Genomic DNA, 18,963 nt, shown 5'->3' with positions numbered 1-18,963 from the left:
AGCTGAGTTAACTATACATCTTGCAATGCAAAGTAACGCAAAGCAGTGTAAAGGTTGTGTAAAGATTCACTTTCAGATAATTTTGCGCGTAAAATTACGCCATAAGTAACTCTAAGGGTTTGCAAATGAAACTATTAATGATTGATGACGATATGGGCCTTTGTGAGCTGTTAAGCGAGTATTTAAAGGCGCAGGGCTTTGAAATACAAAGCGTACACGATGGCGAGCAAGGCTTAAAGCTAGCTCAGGCGAACGACTACGCACTCATATTGCTTGATGTAATGCTACCGACTCTCGATGGCTTTGAAGTACTTAAACAGTTAAGACAAAGCAAATTGACACCGGTGATTATGCTCACTGCAAAAGGCGAAGACTTCGATCGCATTTTTGGCTTAGAGCTAGGCGCCGATGATTATATTCCAAAACCTTTCAACCACCGTGAATTACTCGCCCGTGTTAAAGCAATTACGCGCCGTATTGAGCATATAAATAGTTTAAATATGACGGCCAGTAACAAAGTATTAATCAATGGTGTAATCGTTAATTATGCTGCCAGAGAAGCCTCTATAAACGAGCATGTGTTGTGCCTTACAGGCACAGAATATGAAATATTAGCGTTGCTCTGCAAAAATGCTGGTGACGTGGTAAGTAAAGAGCTGATTAGCGAAGAAGTATTGGGTCGCCGCTTAGCATCATTCGATCGCTCTATAGACATGCACGTTAGCAATATACGTAAAAAAATAGCTGAGTATATCCCTACAGAGCGAATTAAAACAATGCGAGGCACAGGCTATGTATTCATTCAAGGCGAGTAAGTATGCTTTGTTTACTTATGTTAAAAACCCTAGACATTATTTATTTTTTAAAATATTTATATGGTTTTGGTTAACAATAATAGGCACGGTTACTGCTCTCATTTTTTTAAGTAACATTACTGCCATCAATGCGGTAAGTAATGAGCCTTTGCATGGGCCAATGAAGAAAAACCTGCTTTACACAGCCAAAAACCTTGAGCGCTCGGTTATTAAACACAGGCGTTCGCTTAGCGAAACGCTCACTCATCCTCGCCTATCCAAACGCAAATTATTATATTTAAACTCAGATCAACTTGAGGATTCATTGACGAGCAAACAAGTGCCGAGTGATGTAGATTTAAGCTTACTTAATTTCACTAAAAATATGGCTCCACAAGTTATTTTTACCGAAAAATACCAAGCTTTTGGACCGATACAAATAACCCTGCCTGAAGGTGACTTTTATTTATACGAAATAGATATTAATCAGCAACAGCCGTTTTTTATTCGTTTAAAATTAATGCCTATTTGGATGAAAGTGTTTATTGCTATTTTTGCTTCTCTGATTTTAAGCTTTTTATTTAGTCGCAATTTAATTGCGCCAATTAATAGCTTAAAAAAAGCCGCGATTAAACTCTCCAATGGCGATTTAAGTGCGCGAGCTGCTATTTCAGTAAACAGAAAAGACGAACTTGGCATACTTGGTCGTGACTTCAACAGCATGGCAAATCAATTGGAGCTACTTATTAGCTCTCAAAAACGCTTACTTGCCGATATATCCCATGAGTTGCGCTCGCCATTAACGCGTTTAAAAATGGCAACAGGCCTTGCTCAAATGCAAGCAAACGAAGCTAGTCAGTCGTATTTATTACGTATAGAAAAAGAAGCTAATCAGTTAGATAAAATGATTGCTGATGTGCTGCAAGTCTCTCGCTTAGAAGCAAAAAGCCAAGCGCTTTCATTACAAACCCAGCCACTACAAATTATTGTTGACCATGTGCTAAATGATGCACAATTTGAGGCCAAACAAAATAATAAAAAATTACAAGTAAGTGGCGATGCACAAGTGAGCATTGACTGCGATGAAGCGCTTATTGCCAGCGCTCTTGAAAATTTGCTGCGTAACGCCATTAAATACGCAAATAGCACCATTAGCGTTACACTAAAGCACTGTGATGCAATTTATATAGAAATATGTGACGATGGCTCTGGTGTACCAGATGAGCAACTTAATAAACTTTGTGAGCCGTTTTTTAGGCAATCAGATGCTAGGGATCGTGTAAGTGGTGGCACTGGTTTAGGCTTAGCAATTGCAAAAAATGCGATTACCGCACACGGCGGTAGTTTAGTATTATCGAATAAAGATCAAGGCGGCTTGTGTGCTAATATCACCCTGCCGATAATTAAAGAGTAAACCATGTTTTATAGTAGTGAGCACGACCTGCAAAGTAATCAATTAACGATTAATAACTTTTATACCAAAACACTCATTAAAGCTTATTTAGAGACTCCTAGCGGGCAACTATTTTATGCCTATGCTTTGCCTAATAATGCACACACTGCAATTGTTATCAGCGCAGGACGTCTTGAAGGATTAGATAAATATAAAGAATTGTTGTGGGAGCTTTATAACAATAATTTTGCGGTGTTTATCGCCGATCATCAAGGGCAAGGTCGCTCTTACCGACAGCTAAAAAATAAACATAAAGGCCATGTTAACCAATTTAAAGATTACAGTGCTGATCTAAATTTATTTAATAAGCGGGTTGTAGATGCTCATTGGCAAGGGAGTAAGGTGTTGGTGAGCCATTCTATGGGTGGAGCCGTCGCGTTTGAGTATCTTGCACATTTTAAACACAATTTTAGTGGCGCATTTTTCTCAGCCCCTATGCTCGACATTTACACTAAAGGCATACCAAAACCTTTAGCTAAATTCGTTGCAAGTACAGCAACACAACTTGGCTTTAAAAACACTTATGCGCTAGGACAAACCGATTACACTGCCGATGAATTTGCGTTAAATACACTAACCAGTAGCCTTGAACGTTACGAGTTATTTAGAAAAACCTATCATGAAGAGCCGTTACTACAGCTTGGTGGTGTTACTTATGGCTGGTTAAATGCTACGTTTGCATTTATATCGTCGATGGATACGTTAAACGTATCCATTCCGCTGTACATTGCCAGCGCGCAAAACGACGAGATAGTCGACAACAATGCACACTATAAATTGGCGAACAGGCACGACAACGCGGTATTAGAAAGCTTTACTGGCGCTAAGCACGAACTGTTCTTTGAACGTGATGAAATACGCAAACCTCTGCTTACAAGCTTGTATCAGTTTTGTGGGTCGGTGACGGCTTAACAATTACCGACAATGGATCGAGGTGGATTAAAATATCGACCTGAGACTCAAATTCTTTGGTTATCAATGCTTCAACTTCATCAGCTACATTATGTGCGCGAATTAAGCTTAAATTATCATCAAGCTCTAAATGCATTTGAATAAACTTAATTTTTCCACCTTGGCGAGTACGAATACCATGTACACCATGCACATCAGTATGCGCCTTGGCTATGTCAAATATGCTTTGTTTTTCATCATCTGGTAGTTCTTTATCCATTAAGTGGTCGGCACTATCACGGGCAATATCCCAACTGTTATAAATTAAGTAGCCGGCCACACCAATTGCAAAGAGTGGATCGGCATACAACACCCCGTAATAAGCTAATAAAATAGCGAGTAACACTGCAGCATTTAAGATCAAGTCGCCTTTGTAATGCACAGAATCGGCCTTAATTGCGATTGAGTCTGTATATTTAATCACTTTATTTTGTACAAATACGATAACTAAAGTACACGCAATGGCAAAAATACTTACCCAAACACCGAGAAGAGAATGGCTAAGAACAACGGGATTAAACAAGCGCTCAACACCATGAAATGCAAGTAAACAAGCGGAGCCAGCAATAAATGCAGCTTGCCCAAGCCCCGCTATGGCTTCGGCTTTGCCATGACCAAATCGATGGTCGTCATCAGCTGGGCGCAGCGCGTAGCCTAAAACCAAAAAGCTCATCGCCGTGGCCGTAATATCCATTAGTGAGTCGGTTAACGAGCCAAGCATTGACGCAGACCCCGATGCTAGCCATGCCCACGTTTTTGCAGCAATCATCAAACTAACCATGACCATGGTAACAATACTGGAAGTTTTAACCCAAAATTCGTAACTACGGTTATGCACGTTTTTATCCGCTAAATAGATGTATTCAATAATTTGAGTATATCATTTTTTTTGAGGGTTTCGTGTATACTGCACATCGTTAAACTTTAGATTATTGAAAAGGCTCACTATGCTGGATATCGTTTTATACCAACCTGAAATACCGCCTAATACAGGTAATATTATTCGCTTGTGCGCAAATACAGGTTATTCGCTGCACTTAATTGAACCGCTGGGCTTTGAGTGGGACGATAAACGTGTAAAACGTGCTGGCCTTGATTATCACGAGTTTAGCCATGTTCAGCGTCATGCCTCATTTGAAGATTACCTTGAAAAATGTAAACCTAAAAAAGTATATGCATGCACCACCAAAGGTAGCCAATTTCATCATCAAGCAAGTTACGAAGCTGGTGATTGCCTTGTATTTGGCCCTGAAACTCGTGGCCTTCCAGATGATATGATCCAAGCACTGCCAAATGAGCAACGTGTACGCATTCCTATGCAAGCCAATAGCCGCAGCATGAACCTATCAAATGCAGTCGCTGTATTTGTTTATGAATCGTGGCGTCAATTAGGCTTTCCTAACGCACAATAGTGCTTTAGATCCTTTATTACATTTAAGCCAAGGCATATCATAAGTAAAAATTAAAGCCCTTGGCTAAATCATCAATCTATTATTTCCTAAGCCCAAAGCTGGGCCAACAATAAAGAGTTGTTCAATGCTATTTTTAATGAGCATTAGTAGAACAATTCATTCTACGAACTGAAGCAATTAATATTTAATTACCTCTAAATTGAACAAACTTTAATCCTTACAGCTCAACACGCCCTAATATTCGCTAATTTTTTTTCTTGTACGTTTCTCATAAATATAATTATTGAACTAAGCTCATTCTCATGCAGTTATTTACTTATAGTTAAAACTCTATGGGAAAACTTTTTTATTATTCGTTACTTTTAGCCTACTCTGCAACCGCTACCTTAGCGTCTGATTACTTATTCAATTATGTTAGTCAAACTCAAGAAGGGACAGATATAGAAGCAGATGCTTATATTGGCTATTACACAAGCTTAACCGATTTAATTAATCTAGATATTGATATTGCACAATAGACATACTCAGGTGATAAATTCAGTTCCCATTATGATTACATCAAAACTTATGCTAAATTCAATTTTTGCACTACTAGCCTTAATTTTTGGTACGCATGGGATGACTTTACTACAGAGGCTGGACGCACAACATTCCAATTAATAATGTATTCTCAATTAGCTTAAGTGCTGATTATTTAAGCTTCGACGATAACTAGATGCATTGGGTATAACCGCAAATTATACATGGAGTGATTTGAATTTGACTGCAGGCTATGAAGGTACAAATTTAGAAACATACGGCGATACAACTTTACTAATAACCGTTTCAAGAACATTTAATTTCTAAGGGTTTATACATGAAAATTACATTACTATTTATTTTTATTACTTTTTCTAATTTCGTCGCTGCTGAAACAGTGCATTTAACATCACTGGCTTGGCCACCTTATTCTGATAAATCATTAGAACAACAAGGCGCATCTGTAGCCGTTGCAAAAGCTGCATTTAAGGCTGAAGGGCATGAGCTTATTGTTGACTTCTATCCTTGGTCTCGTGCAGTAAATTCGGCCTTACAAGCAAATTCAAAATATGTTGGATACTTTCCAGAATATATGCACGAAACCAGTGATTTTATTTTTTCTGATGCAACTGGCACTGGTCCGCTCGGCCTTGTGCAAAATAGTGCTAAGCCAATAACCTTTTCATCGGTGAATGACCTTTCAGGTAAACGTATTGGTGTTGTACAAGATTATGTCAACACTAAGGAGCTTGATGACATGATAGCTTCTGGCACAATTAAAGGCGACGCAGCACCTTCTGATGTCCTAAACATTAAAAAAGTAGCTGCTGGACGAATTGATGCTGCGGTGATTGATGCCAATGTGCTTAAGTATTTACTAGCTACAGATAAGTCTTTAGCAGGAATAAAAAGTAAAGTAGCCATGAATACAACGTTATTAGAAGATAAAAAGCTATACATTGCCTTTAGAAATGATGCAGAAGGACAAAAATGGCAAACAATTTATAATCAAGGACTAGCAAAAATCGATGTTAATACCATTATGGCAAACTACCTTAAGTAAGGGGCTATTTTGACTCGTTCAATTTTATTTAGACTGGTTATTACTACATTAAGCGCAATGGTTTTTGTTTTACTTTGCTTTGGTGTTTATGATTACACTGCACAAAGTAGCCAATTAAAACTAAAGCTTGATAATGAGATTAATCTGACAAAAGAACGCATTGGGCTATCACTGCCCAATGCGATGTGGAATTTTCAAGATGAACTAGCTAAAAAGTTAATCAATGCGGAAGTTGCATCTCAAAATATATCAAAAATCACTATATATGATACTAACGGACAACTTTTTGTTGAAACCGACGGGGCTGAAACACCGTCAATGGTACAAAATGAATTGTTTTATGATGATGCCGGAACGCAAAATAAAGTTGGCAAAATTAACCTTTATGTCGAATTTAGTCACATTGAAGCGGCACTGCTTGAGTTGGCTATATTTTCAATCATTAAAGTTTTACTCCTAGTGACTATTTTAGGCGCCGTTTTAGTTTATATTTTTAAAAAATTAGTTGCTCAACCTTTATCTGAAGTTGCTGAAAAAATGGCAACTATTGCCAATGGAGATGGCGATTTAACTCAACAAATAATTGTTCGCCGTAATGACGAAATAGGAAAACTTGCGGCTTCATTTAATCAGTTTGAACATAAAATAGCTGAGCTGATTAACGATGTTAAGCTTTCCGTTGAGGATTCGTTTAACGTTGCTGGTAGCATCTCTGATGTTAGCAGTGAAGGTTTTCGCTATTTGACAGAGCAGCAGTCGGAAACAGATCAAATTGCCACTGCAATTACACAAATGGCGTCATCGGCAGTAGAAATTGAAAGTAATGCTAAGTTGACGCTAAGCTCTGCTGAAACAGCAAATGTAGATGCTAAAAAGGTGCATGATGCCTTTTTAAGCTCAATTAACTCAATAGAGAGATTAGCTGCTCAACTCGATGAAGCATCAACGGTTATAGGTAGCCTTGAAGATAGCGTGCAGGGCATTGTATCTATGCTAGATGTTATTCAGGCAATAGCAGAGCAAACGAACTTACTTGCATTAAATGCCGCGATTGAAGCTGCCAGAGCCGGTGAACAAGGCCGTGGATTTGCTGTAGTAGCTGATGAAGTAAGATCTTTAGCGAGCAGAACACAGACAAGTACGGCTGAGATCCATGAAACAATAAATAAACTACAACAGGGATCACAATCAGCTGTAAATGTTATGAGTTTAAGTAAAAATATGAGCCAAGAAAGCATGAGTGCGGCAAGTACAGCCAGCGAATTGATTTCAAATATATCTGAAGTGATAGAGTCAATTACACATATGTCGAGTCATATTTCCAGTGCTGTATCCGAACAAAGTGCGGTTGCTGAGGACTTAAGTAAAAATATTAATGAGGTCGTCTCTGCGGGTCAAAACAGTATGGGGAAAATTGAACAAGTTCAAACATACTCAGAAGATATGAAAACACTGGCCCTGCAACTGAAAAAGTCGGTAAGCATTTTTAAAACCTGAAATAACAAGCCTTACAGTACATAATTGAACTGGAAGGCTTATTTTTTATTCTGAACGCTGCTCTCGGCCTAATAACGCCATTGCAGCTTCTTTCATATCTTTATTTTCATAAAGAACTTTATAGATTTGCTCAGTAATTGGCATTTCGACACCAGTACGCTGTGCAAGCAAATACACTTCCTTGGTATTTCTAAAGCCTTCAACTACTTGACCAATTGACTCAATAGCAGCATCGACACTTTCGCCTTTACCTAGTGCTAAACCAAATCGACGATTACGTGATTGATTATCAGTACAGGTTAAAATTAAATCACCAAGACCAGCCATTCCCATAAAGGTTTCTGGTTTTGCGCCAAGAGCGCAGCCTAAACGCGATAACTCTGCAAGACCACGTGTAATGAGTGCAGTACGTGCATTAGCGCCAAAACCTACCCCGTCTGAGATACCGGCACCAATTGCAATAACATTTTTAACCGCACCACCTAGCTGTATACCAATAAAATCATCATTGTTATACACACGGAATGAGCGACCACAATGAAGTAAATCAGCTAACTGCTGAGCAAATTCAGGAGACGTGGAAGATACAGAAATAGCAGTCGGTGATCCCATCGCCATCTCTTTTGCAAATGTAGGACCCGAAAGTACCGCTAATGGAATACCATCACCTAACTCTTGTAAAGCAACTTCCTGTAATAAGCGCCCCGTGTTTGGCTCAAGCCCTTTGGTCGCCCAAGCAACTTTTACACCTTCTTGCAATGCAGGCTTTATCTGCGCAAGTGTATCGCCAAATGCATGGCTTGGCACAACAACAAGCACAATAGCGCTACTAGCAACGGCACGTTGTAAATCGGCTTCAAGAAAAAGAGTATCAGGGAAAGGAGCATCGGGTAAGTAACGTTGATTTTTCCGCTCAGCTGCAAGCGTGGCAACGTCGTCGCTATTGCGTCCCCAAAGCGTCACATTGTGACCATTTCGGGCTAAACAAATAGCAAGGGCGGTGCCATAAGACCCCGCCCCTAATACAGTAACAGCTGTCGTTGCTGTACTCATAAATTATGCGTCTGCTGTAACCTGGTCAGCTGGCGCAGTACGTTGTTGCATGTACTGTGCAAACAATGCGTCAAAATTAACTGGCGCAAGGTTAAGCTGTGGAAAAGTACCACGGTTAACAAGGTTTGATACTGCTTCACGCGCATATGGGAATAACACGTTAGGACAAAATGCACCTAGCATGTGTGCAAGTTGCACCTCTTCAACGTCAGCAATAGTGAAAATACCTGCTTGTTGAATTTCACATAAAAACGCAGTTTCTTCGCCAAGTGAAGCGGTTACAGTTAGCGCTAAAACAACTTCAAATACACCTTCGTCTAGTTTATTAGAACGAGTATCTAAGTCTAGCTTAACTTCTGGCGTCCATTCTTTTTGAAAAATAGCTGGCGAATTTGGTGTTTCAAAAGATACATCTTTAGTGTAAATACGTTGAATTGTAAATTGTGCGCCACTTTCTTGAGCTGCTACATCTTGAGTTTCTTCGTTCATTGTTATTCCTAACTTGTTCGTTATTATAATTAAATTAAGCGCTTAGCTTAGCGTCAAGTTTACCTTGCGCTTCAATAGCCATCATGTCGTCGCAGCCACCGATATGTTCATCATTAATAAAAATTTGCGGTACTGTGCTTGCCCCACCCGCTTTTGCAATCATTTCATCGCGTAGCTCAGGCTGAACACCAATATCAATATTAGTGTACTCAACACCTTTGCTATTTAGTAGCGAAAGAGCGCGCTGGCAAAATGGACAATACGCCTTAGTATATAAAACAACATTACTCATAATAAATCCTCTATCGGTCTAGCTAAAATGATTAGCGACCTGTTGTGGTTGGTAGGCTCGCAGATTGCCACGCCCCCATGCCCCCAGCTAATACATAAACACGTTCAAAACCTGCTTTGCTCATAGCGGTTGCAGTACCTTGGGCAGTCATACCTGTAGTACATACCACTATAATGGGTTTAGTCTTGTACTTTTCAAGGCTTGAAAAGTCAGATTTTTTCGCATTCTCTGGGCTTAAGTGCTCAGCACCAGAAATACGCCCATTATTAAACTCTTTTTGCGCACGCATATCGATTACTTGACCATCTTCACGGTTAATAAGTAACGTAAGTTGCTGAGGATTTATTTGACGTACAGCTGAAAACTTACTTTTTATCCAGCCACTAACAATAAGAAATACAATACCAACCCAAGCAAGGCTTAAAATGGGGTGATTGGTGATAAATTCAATATATTGATCCATTCGACTTCCACTATAAATTACATCCTAAAACGCTATGTTTTAGATATTTTAGACTTTAGCCACGCAAGTATACCCAAACCAACTTAAAATGCGAGTTTACGGCGGCTTAAAAGCACATAAATCCCCCTGCATGCTACTCACCAAGCACACATTAACAACTTTACTTTACACCGTATTATGAAAATTTTTAATATGCTGTTTTGATTGCTGATTCTAGCTACAAAACACGGTATGCTAAAGCCAGACAGGTGTTAATTATTCAGGAACTATTATGACAGAACATAAAAAACCACTGGTATTAATGATTTTAGATGGTTGGGGATATCGCGAAGATGAGCAAAGTAACGCTATTTTAGCAGCAAACACGCCGGTATTAGACAATTTATGGGCTACACGCCCACGCACATTAATTTCAGCTTCGGGTTTTGATGTTGGTCTTCCTGATGGACAAATGGGCAATTCAGAAGTTGGCCATGTAAATTTAGGCGCTGGACGTGTCGTTTATCAAGATTTCACTCGTATTACTAAAGCAATTAACGATGGTGAATTTGATTCAACGCCTGCACTTGTTGAAAATATAGATAAGGCTGTAAAGGCAGGTAAAGCAGTTCATATCATGGGGTTATTAAGTCCTGGCGGCGTACATAGCCACGAAGATCATATAGTCGCAAGTATTGAACTTGCAGCAAAGCGCGGTGCAAAAAACGTATATTTTCACGCATTTTTAGATGGCCGCGACACACCGCCGCGCAGTGCCAAAACCTCTATCGAACGAATCGAAGCATTATTTAGTGAGCTTAAATGCGGCCGCTTAGCCTCGCTAATCGGCCGTTATTATGCAATGGACAGAGACAACCGTTGGAACCGCGTAGAAAAAGCGTATAACGTAATGACCCTGGGTGAGGGTGACTATAGTTATGACAACGGCGTTGCTGCTCTTACAGCGGCTTACGAACGCGATGAAAACGATGAATTTGTAGCCGCTACAACCATCTCCCCAGAAGGCGCAACCCCAGTAACAATAAACGATGGCGACATTGTCATTTTTGCAAACTTTAGAGCCGACAGAGCTCGCGAAATTACGCGCGCTTTTGTTGAACCTAGCTTTGATGGCTTCACTAAAACAAAAACACCTAAACTCAGTGCTTTTGTAATGATGACCGAATACGCTGCTGATATTAATGCACCCGTTGCGTTTGGCCCTACGCCTTTAGTTAATGTTTTAGGCGAATGGTTTGAAAAAAATGGCAAAACACAGCTACGTATTTCTGAAACCGAAAAATATGCCCACGTGACATTTTTCTTTAGTGGTGGCCGCGAAAACGAATTTGAAGGCGAAACACGCGAGCTTATCCCTTCGCCGCAAGTAGCAACATACGATCTACAACCTGAAATGAACTCAGAAATGTTAACCGATAAACTCGTTGAAGCAATTAAAAGTGGTAAATACGACGCTATTATTTGTAACTACCCTAACGGCGATATGGTTGGTCACTCTGGTGTATTTGAAGCTGCCGTTAAAGCCTGCGAAGCAGTAGACGTTTGCATTGGTCGTGTTATCAGTGCACTTGAAGAGTTTGGTGGCGAAGCATTAATTACAGCTGATCACGGTAATGCCGAGCAAATGGCTAACCTTAAAACGGGCCAAGCGCATACAGCACATACTAGCGAACCTGTACCATTCATTTATGTAGGTCGTGATGCAACCCCATCAGCAGGTAAGGCATTGAGCGATGTAGCGCCCACAATGCTGCACTTAATGGGTATGAAGCAGCCAAGTGAAATGACTGGCACACCTATCATGACACTGAAATAACACATGAATAGACGCATTAATCTATTAATTCAATACACTTTAATACTTACTTCATTGGCGACGGCTCCTGCTGTCGCTAATGAAGACCGTACTAAAAAGGACTTATCAGAAGTCCAACAGGCTCTTAACCAAAGCCAAGCCGAATACAATGAGCAGCGTAAAAAAATTGCCAAATTACAAACAAATCTCAAAAGCTATGAACTAGATATAGCTAAAAATGCTAAAGCACTGAATATGGCAGAGCAAGCAGTTAAAAAAGCCCAACAGCAACAAAAGCAGCAGCAACAAAAAGCACAGCAGCTCGATGAAAAGCATGTCCAGTTTCAACGTATTTTAGCCGCACAATTAAAAAGTGCCTACATGGCCGGTGGCGACGACTACTCTAAAATGATGCTAAATCAAGAAGACACAGCCAAGTTTGAGCGTACACTTAGTTATTATAACTATTTAAATAAAGCCCGAATAAAGCAAATTGAAGAGCTAAAAGTACTGCAACAGCAAATTGCCCAGAATCAAGTTGAACTTACAAAAACAGAGCAAAAACTAATTGAGCTACATGACGAACAAAAACGACGTCAAACCGCATTAATTGCAGCCCAAAGTGAGCGAAAAGCGAATTTTAACAACCTTAAAGCACAACTCAGCGGTACTAAAGATTCGATTAACTATTTAAAAGAAAACCAGCAAACCTTAATCTCGACTATCGAAGAGCTTGAAAAAGAAAAAACACAAAAAATTGAATTGCTCGGCCTTAATAAAAGCAAAGGAAAACTAGATTGGCCAAGTAAAGGTAAGTTGCAACACACATTTGGTCAACGAAAGCATGGCGGTATTGATTGGAAGGGTGTGCTGATTGGAGCTGCAGAAGGCGCTAATGTTAACAGTGTGCATAATGGTCAAGTGGTCTTTGCTGATTGGTTGAAAGGCTATGGCTGGGTGATTGTTGTAGATCATGGCGAAGGCTTTATGAGCTTATATGGACACGCACAAACGCTTCTCAAAGATGTTGGCGATATGGTGCGTGAAGGCGAAACGTTAGCCTTAGTTGGTCAAAGCGGCGGACAAGCAAATTCTGGTCTATACTTTGAAATACGCCACAAAGGACGCGCAGTAAATCCTGTAAAATGGTGCAGACGCATTTAATTGAATAAACCGCTGCGCCGCTCTGGAGCAGCTGATGATAAATAAAACCGCCACTACAAACCATTCAAAAACAATGTATGCAGGCTTGATAATGAGTCTGCTTTTATTTAGTTTTATTTTTTCATTTAGCCAGGCTCTAGCTAGCTCAGTAAAAGAATTAAAAAGCCAACAAATAGATGAGATTTTATTTAATATACACACCTATTACGTTGACGATTTGGCCTTACAAAACAGCCAACACATAGAATACAGCACTCAGCAATTTGAACGCTTGTACTCAAAACTCGATCCTTACTCCAAATACCTAGACGAGCATGAACTCACCGCTCTATTTAACAACACCAATGGCCACTACACGGGTCTTGGAATTGAAGTTAAAAGTATTAAAGACAAAATAACCATCGTAGACGTAGTAAGTAATTCTCCCGCCAAAAAAGCCGGTATTTTAGCCAGCGATATTATCATAAGTGTTAATAACGAGATCGTTGAAAATCTGACACTTGACGAAGTCGCCACACTAATAAGAAATAGCAACTTTAGTGATATAAACTTAACCGTACAACGCCAAACAAGTAAAGCCTATATATCTTTTAACGTTGCTCGAACACTAATAAATTTAAAAAGTGCTACAAGCAAAGTCTTAGATTCTGGCACTGGTTATTTAGCCATTCACACTTTTTCTAATAACACACTGCAAGAAGTTGCTTTGCAAATTGCTGCAATGCAAAACTATTATGATGACTCACTTAAGGGGCTTGTTATTGATTTGCGAGATAACCCCGGCGGTACACTGCAAAGTGCGATTGCCGTATCTGATATGTTTCTACAAAGCGGCACTATTGTTACAACTAAAGGTCGCTTTTTTGATGCAAATAAAACTTTTTACGCTAAACGAGGTGATGTATTAAAAGGCGCCCCCATTGTAGTGCTGATAAATGAAAATTCAGCTTCAGCGGCTGAAATTTTAGCGGCGGCTTTAAAAGATAATAATCGTGCAACCGTTGTAGGAAATCAATCTTTTGGTAAAGGCTCCGTACAATCACTCATTCCCCTCGGTAATGGAGATACAGCCTTAAAACTTACAACTGCGAAGTACTTTACACCGTCAGGAAAATCAATTGATGGCGTAGGAATAACACCCGATGTGGCGATTAATCAAACAAACCTTTCACAAAACAATAAAGCCGTTATAATAAAAAACGAACAAACTAAAAGCACTCAGCAATTACCTGTAAGTAATCTAGCTGATTTGCAATTAGTTAAAGCAAAACAATTACTCAGCATGCAATAATATCGTTTTATTTAGAGCGACTTACTGAGCCTAAAGATAATAAAAATTATAAAGTGAAAACTATAAATATAAAAATAATAACATCATTTTTGTTGATATTTTACTTTGCATCAATAGATGTAAAAGCTAAACAAATAGCAATAGTGATTGACGATATCGGCTATCACCAACGGGACTTGGAATTTTTAACCCTGCCTGGGCAATTGTCATATTCAATTTTACCTCACACACCTTATTCACAAATTTTTGCAACGCTTGCTAGCCAATCAAATAAAGAGTTATTACTTCACGTCCCTATGCAGGCGCTAAATGATAAAGAGCTAGGCCCAGGCGCACTTACACTAAATATGACTAAAGAGCAGCTTCAGCAAACACTAGGCACAGCTTTAGCGAGCTTGCCACAAGTTAAGGGGGTTAATAATCACATGGGCTCAGCACTTACGCAACAAAGCCAAGCCATGAAGTGGACTATGGAAGTTCTCAAAAAACGTCATTTATATTTTTTAGATAGTCGTACTACTGATTTAAGCCAAGCTCAAAATGCCGCTAACTTTTTAGGTGTAGCTAATATTAGCCGCCAAGTATTCTTGGACAACATAACCACTGCAGAACAATTACAACTGAGGTTTGATGAGTTAAAACAGCAAGCCACTAAGCATAATTTTGCTATTGCAATTGCTCACCCCTACCCAGAAACAATTGCCTTTTTACGCAAAGTATTGCCGCAACTATCAGAGCAAGGTTTCGAACTTGTGCCTGTTTCACAGCTGGTCGAACATAAATACATTCAACTCGCACAGGCCGAGGGTAAAAGAATAAGTGCTAGGGCGCGTTGACCTTTCGTGATTGATTTTGCAGCAGGCTGTTTGGTATTTAGGCAAGGCAGAGCCTATGAAGTGTGGTCATTCCCCATAAATAGGCGATAACGCAGCATAAATGCCAAACATGCGCTGCCCTTTGGGTTCTTTTTAGGGACGATTAACTCTTTGTTGCTCGATTTTTACTTAGCCCACTAGGTTACAAACTTCGCGCCGCGATTAAATCGCCCCTAGATTGAACAAATTTCAATCCACAAAGGTCAATACACCCTAGGTAAAGTTCAGATAAAGAATATAGCAAGCAATAAGTTAAAATTAAAAAAATAACACTCAAAAAGTACTGAGTATTTAAATTTTAAATATCATATGATCTACTGCTATATTTGATTGATTTTCTTAAACCGCCTCACTTTTGCGCGCATATTTTTCATGGGTGAAGATGTATTTAGCTGAATCATCTTGCCTAGCGTATATTTTTCATACCAAGCAGTGCCATAAAGACTATGATTATCTAAGGACTCTATAAGTGATAATATTTTAGCTATTGTCACTGCAAACTCTAAAATCAAATGACTATATGACCAGCTTTTAAACTGTAATTGAAAGTATTGAGCCAATTGACCTAACTCATTCCATTTATACCCAGTCTCTGGAAAATCTACATTAGAACCTTCTGACTTTAATTCGTGCCACTTTAACACTAGCTGGCCCCAACCAATAAGGTAAGCGAGTGTATCTGCAACATTAATTATCGCTCCTTTAACATTACCCTCGATACCATTTTTGTGTGCATACTCTTTTGGAATTGATAAATAGTCTTCAAGTATTTTTTCGGAGTTTAGTTTTATCGCTCGATACAATTCTTCTTTATTTGTAGGCACTGATGACATTGTGAAACCCTCCTATGTAATAGCACATTAAAAAATCGAAAAAATTAGCGGGTCGCTATAGTTTATGCGCACCTGTTCAGCTTATTTCAACTGACTTTACTGCCTCAAAGCAACCTATACAAAAACAAAAAAGCCCCGCATTTTCATGCAGGGCTTTTAAAATTTGTTGCTCAAATCACTATTAGCTCATAGCGCTTTGTAGCTTTTTCATCGCTGTTTTTTCAAGCTGACGAACACGTTCAGCAGATACACTGTACTTTTGTGCAAGCTCTTGAAGAGTTGCCTTGTCGTCAGACAACCAACGTGCGCTAACAATGTCTTGCGAGCGCTCATCAAGTGTTTTAAGTGCGCTAAATAAACGCGTATGCGCCTGCTCTTTCCACTGTTGCTGCTCAACGTCATCAGCTAAATCAGCTGCGCCGTCAGTCAAGTATTGTACGGGTGAATAAGTGCTTGTTGGTGCGTTATCGTCATCATCACCAGTTAAGTCAAAGCCCATGTCTTGGCCGCTCATACGCGATTCCATTTCACGCACTTCTTTTTCACTCACACCTAGCTCGCTTGCCACAGTGCTTACTTCAGCTTGATTAAACCAACCTAAGCGTTTTTTATTTTTGCGCAGATTAAAAAATAATTTACGTTGTGCTTTGGTCGTTGCAACTTTAACAATACGCCAATTTTTAAGCACGAACTCATGAATTTCTGCTTTAATCCAATGCACTGCAAACGATACCAGACGAACACCTACGGTAGGGTCGAAACGCTTTACCGCTTTCATCAGGCCAATGTTGCCCTCTTGAATTAAGTCTGCTTGTGGCAAACCATAACCCGAGTAGCTTTTAGCAATATGCGCTACAAAACGTAAATGCGACATAATGAGTTGCTTTGCAGCACTAAGATCGCCTTCTTCCTGAAGCCTCTTGGCAAGCTCTTGCTCTTCTTCAACTTTAAGCATAGGGATAGTGCTTACCGCTTGAAGGTAACCGTCCATGCTTGCGCTTTGTTGTCCGACTGTAAGTGCCATTGCGTATAAATCTTTACTCATTTTTCACCTCGGTGATAAACATTTGAAACCATCTTAGCACTCTTTACCTAAGAGTGCTAACCCCAATTTAAAACTTTTTTGAATCATAAATCAAGAGGTTTTTAGCGTTATTTAAGTCTACTATAAGCGACTGAATAAGTGATGAATTAAGGCGCTGTAAGGGCTTAACCTTAGCGCAGCACATCGTTTACAACTCATTACTTAAAATGGAGAATAGTACAAAATTATGACAGTTTTAATAATGGGGTATAACCCAACTCAACAACATACGCATATCGAGCTGGGTTGGTTCACTTATACTTTGTCGGGTTCTATTTCTTTAATATAACGATTTACAGAAAGGTATGAGCCAATAAAGCCTAAGCTTGTTGCAAGTAAAACCAAAAATCCAAATTCTTTTAATGACAAGCCAATCAACGAAAAACTAGTTTGATAAACCCCTGCAACAGTACTTACGGCAGAAGATAGCCACCACATCATCAAAGCCACCGATACAAAAGCGAATAACCCGCCAATAACGCCATACCAAATACCAGTCCATAAAAATGGCGCATGAATAAATGTATTGGTAGCCCCTACCAGTTTCATTACTTGTATTTCTTCTTTTTTATCCATAATAGATAAACGAATAGTATTACCAATAATAAGCGTAACCGAAGTCAATAATAGTAGCGTGATTGTTATTACACTTTCTTTTAGTAAGCTAAGGAGTGCATTTAAACGCTCTAACCAAGCTATATCTAGCTTACCAAAATCAACCTCACGCTCATTTTCAAGCTTGGTTAAAAGTGCTTTAGCTGCGTTAGGTTGACTATGGCGCTTAGTAGGCGTTATAAGCACAACATCAGGAAGTGGATTACTATCTAAATACTCTAACGCTTGCCCAAACCCTGACACATCTTTAAATTCTCTCAGCGCTTGCTGCTTTGAAATAAACGTCACACTTTCAATTTCTGGGTAAAGTGCCAGTCGTTTAACTAAGGTTTGTGTTTGTTGCTCGTTCATTGTCTCTTTTACAAACAATGATATTTCGCTCGCTTCTTCAAATCCACTACTGACTTGTTGAACATTTTTAACAACTAAATAAAGTGTGGCGGGTAGTGTTAAGCTCAACCCAAGCACGGCAATTGTCATCAAAGATGCCAAAGGGGTTCGCCACATTTCACCGAGGCTATGCACGCCTTGGCGAAAAATGTTAATAATAAAAAAGTAACCGCCAGCCAAGATAGATTTTTTTTGCTTTTCGTTTTTATTATGACGACCTTTAAACAGTAAGCTCATAATGCCCCCTCAGCTAAGGGATCTTGAAGCATTCGCCCCTCTTTTAAGGTTAAACTTCTGTATTTCATGCGCGCAACCAAACCTAAATCGTGTGTAGCAATAAGCACCGTTGTACCGTGTTTATTAAAGTCTTCAAATAATCGCAAAATTTCCATTGAAAGCTCAGGATCCAAATTACCAGTCGGCTCGTCGGCTAATAAAATTGGCGGAGAGTTTACAATAGCACGAGCAATACCAACACGTTGCTGCTCGCCTCCTGAAAGCATAGACGGGTGACACTTTATTTTATCAATTAAACCCACCTTATCGAGTGCAGCATGAACACGCTTTGCAATTTGGTTGTGGTGAGTACCTTCAATAATTAATGGTAATGCCACGTTATCAAATACGGTATAGCGCTCTAATAAACGATGATTCTGAAAAATAATGCCAATATCACGACGAACATAAGGAACTTGGCGTGAGTTAACCTTATTTAAATCAACACCGTTAATAAATACATTACCCGCTGACGGGCGTTCCATTAAACTAATCAACTTTAATAACGTACTTTTACCCGCCCCACTGTGGCCGGTTAAAAACGCCAGTTCACCTTGTTTGATATGAAAATTAACTTTTTCGAGAGCGCGATGCCCTCCTGGATATGTTTTACTTACTTGCTGAAAATTTATCATTTTTTATTATGCCAACCTC

At 39.4% G+C, this 18,963-nt stretch carries 20 protein-coding genes; 11 read left to right on the top strand and 9 right to left on the bottom strand.

Annotation, left to right across the window (positions count from 1 at the left end):
• Window positions 1-125: 125 nt before the first annotated feature.
• Genes H5119_RS01950 through H5119_RS01940 form a run of 3 tightly spaced genes read left to right on the top strand, consistent with a single transcriptional unit; the run spans window position 126 to window position 3,159 of the window.
• Window positions 126-815, top strand: a complete 690-nt coding sequence (locus H5119_RS01950; RefSeq protein WP_182700992.1) for a response regulator — start codon at window positions 126-128, stop codon at window positions 813-815.
• Window positions 793-2,208, top strand: a complete 1,416-nt coding sequence (locus H5119_RS01945) for an ATP-binding protein (RefSeq protein ID WP_182700991.1) — start codon at window positions 793-795, stop codon at window positions 2,206-2,208. The genes H5119_RS01950 and H5119_RS01945 overlap by 23 nt, the downstream gene beginning before the upstream one ends.
• Before the next feature lie 3 nt (window positions 2,209-2,211).
• Window positions 2,212-3,159 carry an alpha/beta fold hydrolase gene (locus H5119_RS01940; RefSeq protein ID WP_182700990.1) on the top strand — a complete coding sequence of 316 codons (948 nt, stop codon included), beginning with the start codon at window positions 2,212-2,214 and terminating at the stop codon, window positions 3,157-3,159.
• On the opposite strand, the gene H5119_RS01935 is transcribed toward H5119_RS01940, so the two are convergent.
• Window positions 3,119-3,985, bottom strand: a complete 867-nt coding sequence (locus H5119_RS01935) for a cation diffusion facilitator family transporter (protein ID WP_182701015.1) — start codon at window positions 3,983-3,985, stop codon at window positions 3,119-3,121. The genes H5119_RS01940 and H5119_RS01935 overlap by 41 nt on opposite strands.
• Before the next feature lie 160 nt (window positions 3,986-4,145).
• Between H5119_RS01935 and trmL the strand changes: the two genes are divergently transcribed.
• The 4 genes from trmL to H5119_RS01915 all read left to right on the top strand — a co-directional run bounded on the left by trmL (window position 4,146) and on the right by H5119_RS01915 (window position 7,689).
• On the top strand, window positions 4,146-4,610 hold the full coding sequence (trmL, locus tag H5119_RS01930; RefSeq protein WP_077536891.1) for a tRNA (uridine(34)/cytosine(34)/5-carboxymethylaminomethyluridine(34)-2'-O)-methyltransferase TrmL: 465 nt from the start codon (window positions 4,146-4,148) through the stop codon (window positions 4,608-4,610).
• A gap of 332 nt (window positions 4,611-4,942) precedes the next feature.
• On the top strand, window positions 4,943-5,128 hold the full coding sequence (locus H5119_RS20395) for a hypothetical protein (protein ID WP_252371765.1): 186 nt from the start codon (window positions 4,943-4,945) through the stop codon (window positions 5,126-5,128).
• Window positions 5,129-5,466: 338 nt separating this feature from the next.
• Complete coding sequence (locus H5119_RS01920) at window positions 5,467-6,192, top strand: ABC transporter substrate-binding protein (RefSeq protein ID WP_077536890.1); 726 nt, start codon at window positions 5,467-5,469, stop codon at window positions 6,190-6,192.
• A gap of 9 nt (window positions 6,193-6,201) precedes the next feature.
• Window positions 6,202-7,689, top strand: coding sequence for a methyl-accepting chemotaxis protein (locus tag H5119_RS01915; protein ID WP_182700989.1), 1,488 nt, complete (start codon window positions 6,202-6,204; stop codon window positions 7,687-7,689).
• A 45-nt stretch (window positions 7,690-7,734) separates the two neighbouring features.
• On the opposite strand, the gene gpsA is transcribed toward H5119_RS01915, so the two are convergent.
• Genes gpsA through H5119_RS01895 form a run of 4 tightly spaced genes read right to left on the bottom strand, consistent with a single transcriptional unit; the run spans window position 7,735 to window position 9,986 of the window.
• The gene (gene gpsA, locus H5119_RS01910; RefSeq protein ID WP_077536888.1) at window positions 7,735-8,742 is read right to left on the bottom strand and encodes an NAD(P)H-dependent glycerol-3-phosphate dehydrogenase; all 1,008 of its coding nucleotides are present in this window, start codon (window positions 8,740-8,742) and stop codon (window positions 7,735-7,737) included.
• A gap of 3 nt (window positions 8,743-8,745) precedes the next feature.
• A complete protein-coding gene (gene secB / locus H5119_RS01905) occupies window positions 8,746-9,231 on the bottom strand; it encodes a protein-export chaperone SecB (RefSeq protein WP_077536887.1) in 486 nt (161 codons plus the stop codon).
• Between the two features lie 34 nt (window positions 9,232-9,265).
• Complete coding sequence (gene grxC / locus H5119_RS01900) at window positions 9,266-9,523, bottom strand: glutaredoxin 3 (protein ID WP_077536886.1); 258 nt, start codon at window positions 9,521-9,523, stop codon at window positions 9,266-9,268.
• A gap of 31 nt (window positions 9,524-9,554) precedes the next feature.
• Entirely contained in the window at window positions 9,555-9,986 is a 432-nt protein-coding gene (locus tag H5119_RS01895) for a rhodanese-like domain-containing protein (RefSeq protein WP_077536885.1), read from the bottom strand.
• A 271-nt stretch (window positions 9,987-10,257) separates the two neighbouring features.
• Between H5119_RS01895 and gpmM the strand changes: the two genes are divergently transcribed.
• From gpmM to H5119_RS01875, 4 genes are all read left to right on the top strand, one after another.
• Complete coding sequence (gene gpmM / locus H5119_RS01890; RefSeq protein WP_182700988.1) at window positions 10,258-11,802, top strand: 2,3-bisphosphoglycerate-independent phosphoglycerate mutase; 1,545 nt, start codon at window positions 10,258-10,260, stop codon at window positions 11,800-11,802.
• A 3-nt stretch (window positions 11,803-11,805) separates the two neighbouring features.
• Window positions 11,806-12,945, top strand: a complete 1,140-nt coding sequence (locus H5119_RS01885; protein WP_182700987.1) for a murein hydrolase activator EnvC — start codon at window positions 11,806-11,808, stop codon at window positions 12,943-12,945.
• A gap of 34 nt (window positions 12,946-12,979) precedes the next feature.
• Window positions 12,980-14,236, top strand: coding sequence for a S41 family peptidase (locus tag H5119_RS01880; protein ID WP_182700986.1), 1,257 nt, complete (start codon window positions 12,980-12,982; stop codon window positions 14,234-14,236).
• Window positions 14,237-14,325: 89 nt separating this feature from the next.
• Window positions 14,326-15,072: a divergent polysaccharide deacetylase family protein gene (locus H5119_RS01875; protein ID WP_220492837.1), complete on the top strand. Its 747-nt coding sequence runs from the start codon at window positions 14,326-14,328 to the stop codon at window positions 15,070-15,072.
• A 359-nt stretch (window positions 15,073-15,431) separates the two neighbouring features.
• On the opposite strand, the gene H5119_RS01870 is transcribed toward H5119_RS01875, so the two are convergent.
• The 4 genes from H5119_RS01870 to ftsE all read right to left on the bottom strand — a co-directional run bounded on the left by H5119_RS01870 (window position 15,432) and on the right by ftsE (window position 18,944).
• On the bottom strand, window positions 15,432-15,944 hold the full coding sequence (locus H5119_RS01870) for a ClbS/DfsB family four-helix bundle protein (RefSeq protein WP_182700985.1): 513 nt from the start codon (window positions 15,942-15,944) through the stop codon (window positions 15,432-15,434).
• Between the two features lie 181 nt (window positions 15,945-16,125).
• Complete coding sequence (gene rpoH / locus H5119_RS01865; protein WP_077536880.1) at window positions 16,126-16,989, bottom strand: RNA polymerase sigma factor RpoH; 864 nt, start codon at window positions 16,987-16,989, stop codon at window positions 16,126-16,128.
• Between the two features lie 294 nt (window positions 16,990-17,283).
• The gene (ftsX, locus tag H5119_RS01860) at window positions 17,284-18,270 is read right to left on the bottom strand and encodes a permease-like cell division protein FtsX (protein WP_182700984.1); all 987 of its coding nucleotides are present in this window, start codon (window positions 18,268-18,270) and stop codon (window positions 17,284-17,286) included.
• Window positions 18,267-18,944, bottom strand: coding sequence for a cell division ATP-binding protein FtsE (ftsE, locus tag H5119_RS01855; RefSeq protein WP_182700983.1), 678 nt, complete (start codon window positions 18,942-18,944; stop codon window positions 18,267-18,269). Before ftsE ends, ftsX begins: the two co-directional genes overlap by 4 nt.
• Window positions 18,945-18,963 lie beyond the last annotated feature (19 nt).

This window comes from Pseudoalteromonas sp. SG45-5, from assembly GCF_014164085.1.
Lineage (GTDB): Bacteria > Pseudomonadota > Gammaproteobacteria > Enterobacterales > Alteromonadaceae > Pseudoalteromonas > Pseudoalteromonas aliena.
Note: the sequence above shows the minus strand (reverse complement) of the source record. Positions and strands in the feature narration are given on the sequence as shown.

Bases quoted from the DNA above. Each gene is read 5' to 3' on its own strand.
- H5119_RS01950 (WP_182700992.1), top strand. From the start codon at position 126: ATGAAACTATTAATGATTGATGACGATATGGGCCTTTGTGAGCTGTTA.
- H5119_RS01945 (WP_182700991.1), top strand. From the start codon at position 793: ATGTATTCATTCAAGGCGAGTAAGTATGCTTTGTTTACTTATGTTAAA.
- H5119_RS01940 (WP_182700990.1), top strand. From the start codon at position 2,212: ATGTTTTATAGTAGTGAGCACGACCTGCAAAGTAATCAATTAACGATT.
- H5119_RS01935 (WP_182701015.1), bottom strand. From the start codon at position 3,985: ATGGTCATGGTTAGTTTGATGATTGCTGCAAAAACGTGGGCATGGCTA.
- trmL (WP_077536891.1), top strand. From the start codon at position 4,146: ATGCTGGATATCGTTTTATACCAACCTGAAATACCGCCTAATACAGGT.
- H5119_RS20395 (WP_252371765.1), top strand. From the start codon at position 4,943: ATGGGAAAACTTTTTTATTATTCGTTACTTTTAGCCTACTCTGCAACC.
- H5119_RS01920 (WP_077536890.1), top strand. From the start codon at position 5,467: ATGAAAATTACATTACTATTTATTTTTATTACTTTTTCTAATTTCGTC.
- gpsA (WP_077536888.1), bottom strand. From the start codon at position 8,742: ATGAGTACAGCAACGACAGCTGTTACTGTATTAGGGGCGGGGTCTTAT.
- secB (WP_077536887.1), bottom strand. From the start codon at position 9,231: ATGAACGAAGAAACTCAAGATGTAGCAGCTCAAGAAAGTGGCGCACAA.
- grxC (WP_077536886.1), bottom strand. From the start codon at position 9,523: ATGAGTAATGTTGTTTTATATACTAAGGCGTATTGTCCATTTTGCCAG.
- H5119_RS01895 (WP_077536885.1), bottom strand. From the start codon at position 9,986: ATGGATCAATATATTGAATTTATCACCAATCACCCCATTTTAAGCCTT.
- gpmM (WP_182700988.1), top strand. From the start codon at position 10,258: ATGACAGAACATAAAAAACCACTGGTATTAATGATTTTAGATGGTTGG.
- H5119_RS01885 (WP_182700987.1), top strand. From the start codon at position 11,806: ATGAATAGACGCATTAATCTATTAATTCAATACACTTTAATACTTACT.
- H5119_RS01880 (WP_182700986.1), top strand. From the start codon at position 12,980: ATGATAAATAAAACCGCCACTACAAACCATTCAAAAACAATGTATGCA.
- H5119_RS01870 (WP_182700985.1), bottom strand. From the start codon at position 15,944: ATGTCATCAGTGCCTACAAATAAAGAAGAATTGTATCGAGCGATAAAA.
- rpoH (WP_077536880.1), bottom strand. From the start codon at position 16,989: ATGAGTAAAGATTTATACGCAATGGCACTTACAGTCGGACAACAAAGC.
- ftsX (WP_182700984.1), bottom strand. From the start codon at position 18,270: ATGAGCTTACTGTTTAAAGGTCGTCATAATAAAAACGAAAAGCAAAAA.
- ftsE (WP_182700983.1), bottom strand. From the start codon at position 18,944: ATGATAAATTTTCAGCAAGTAAGTAAAACATATCCAGGAGGGCATCGC.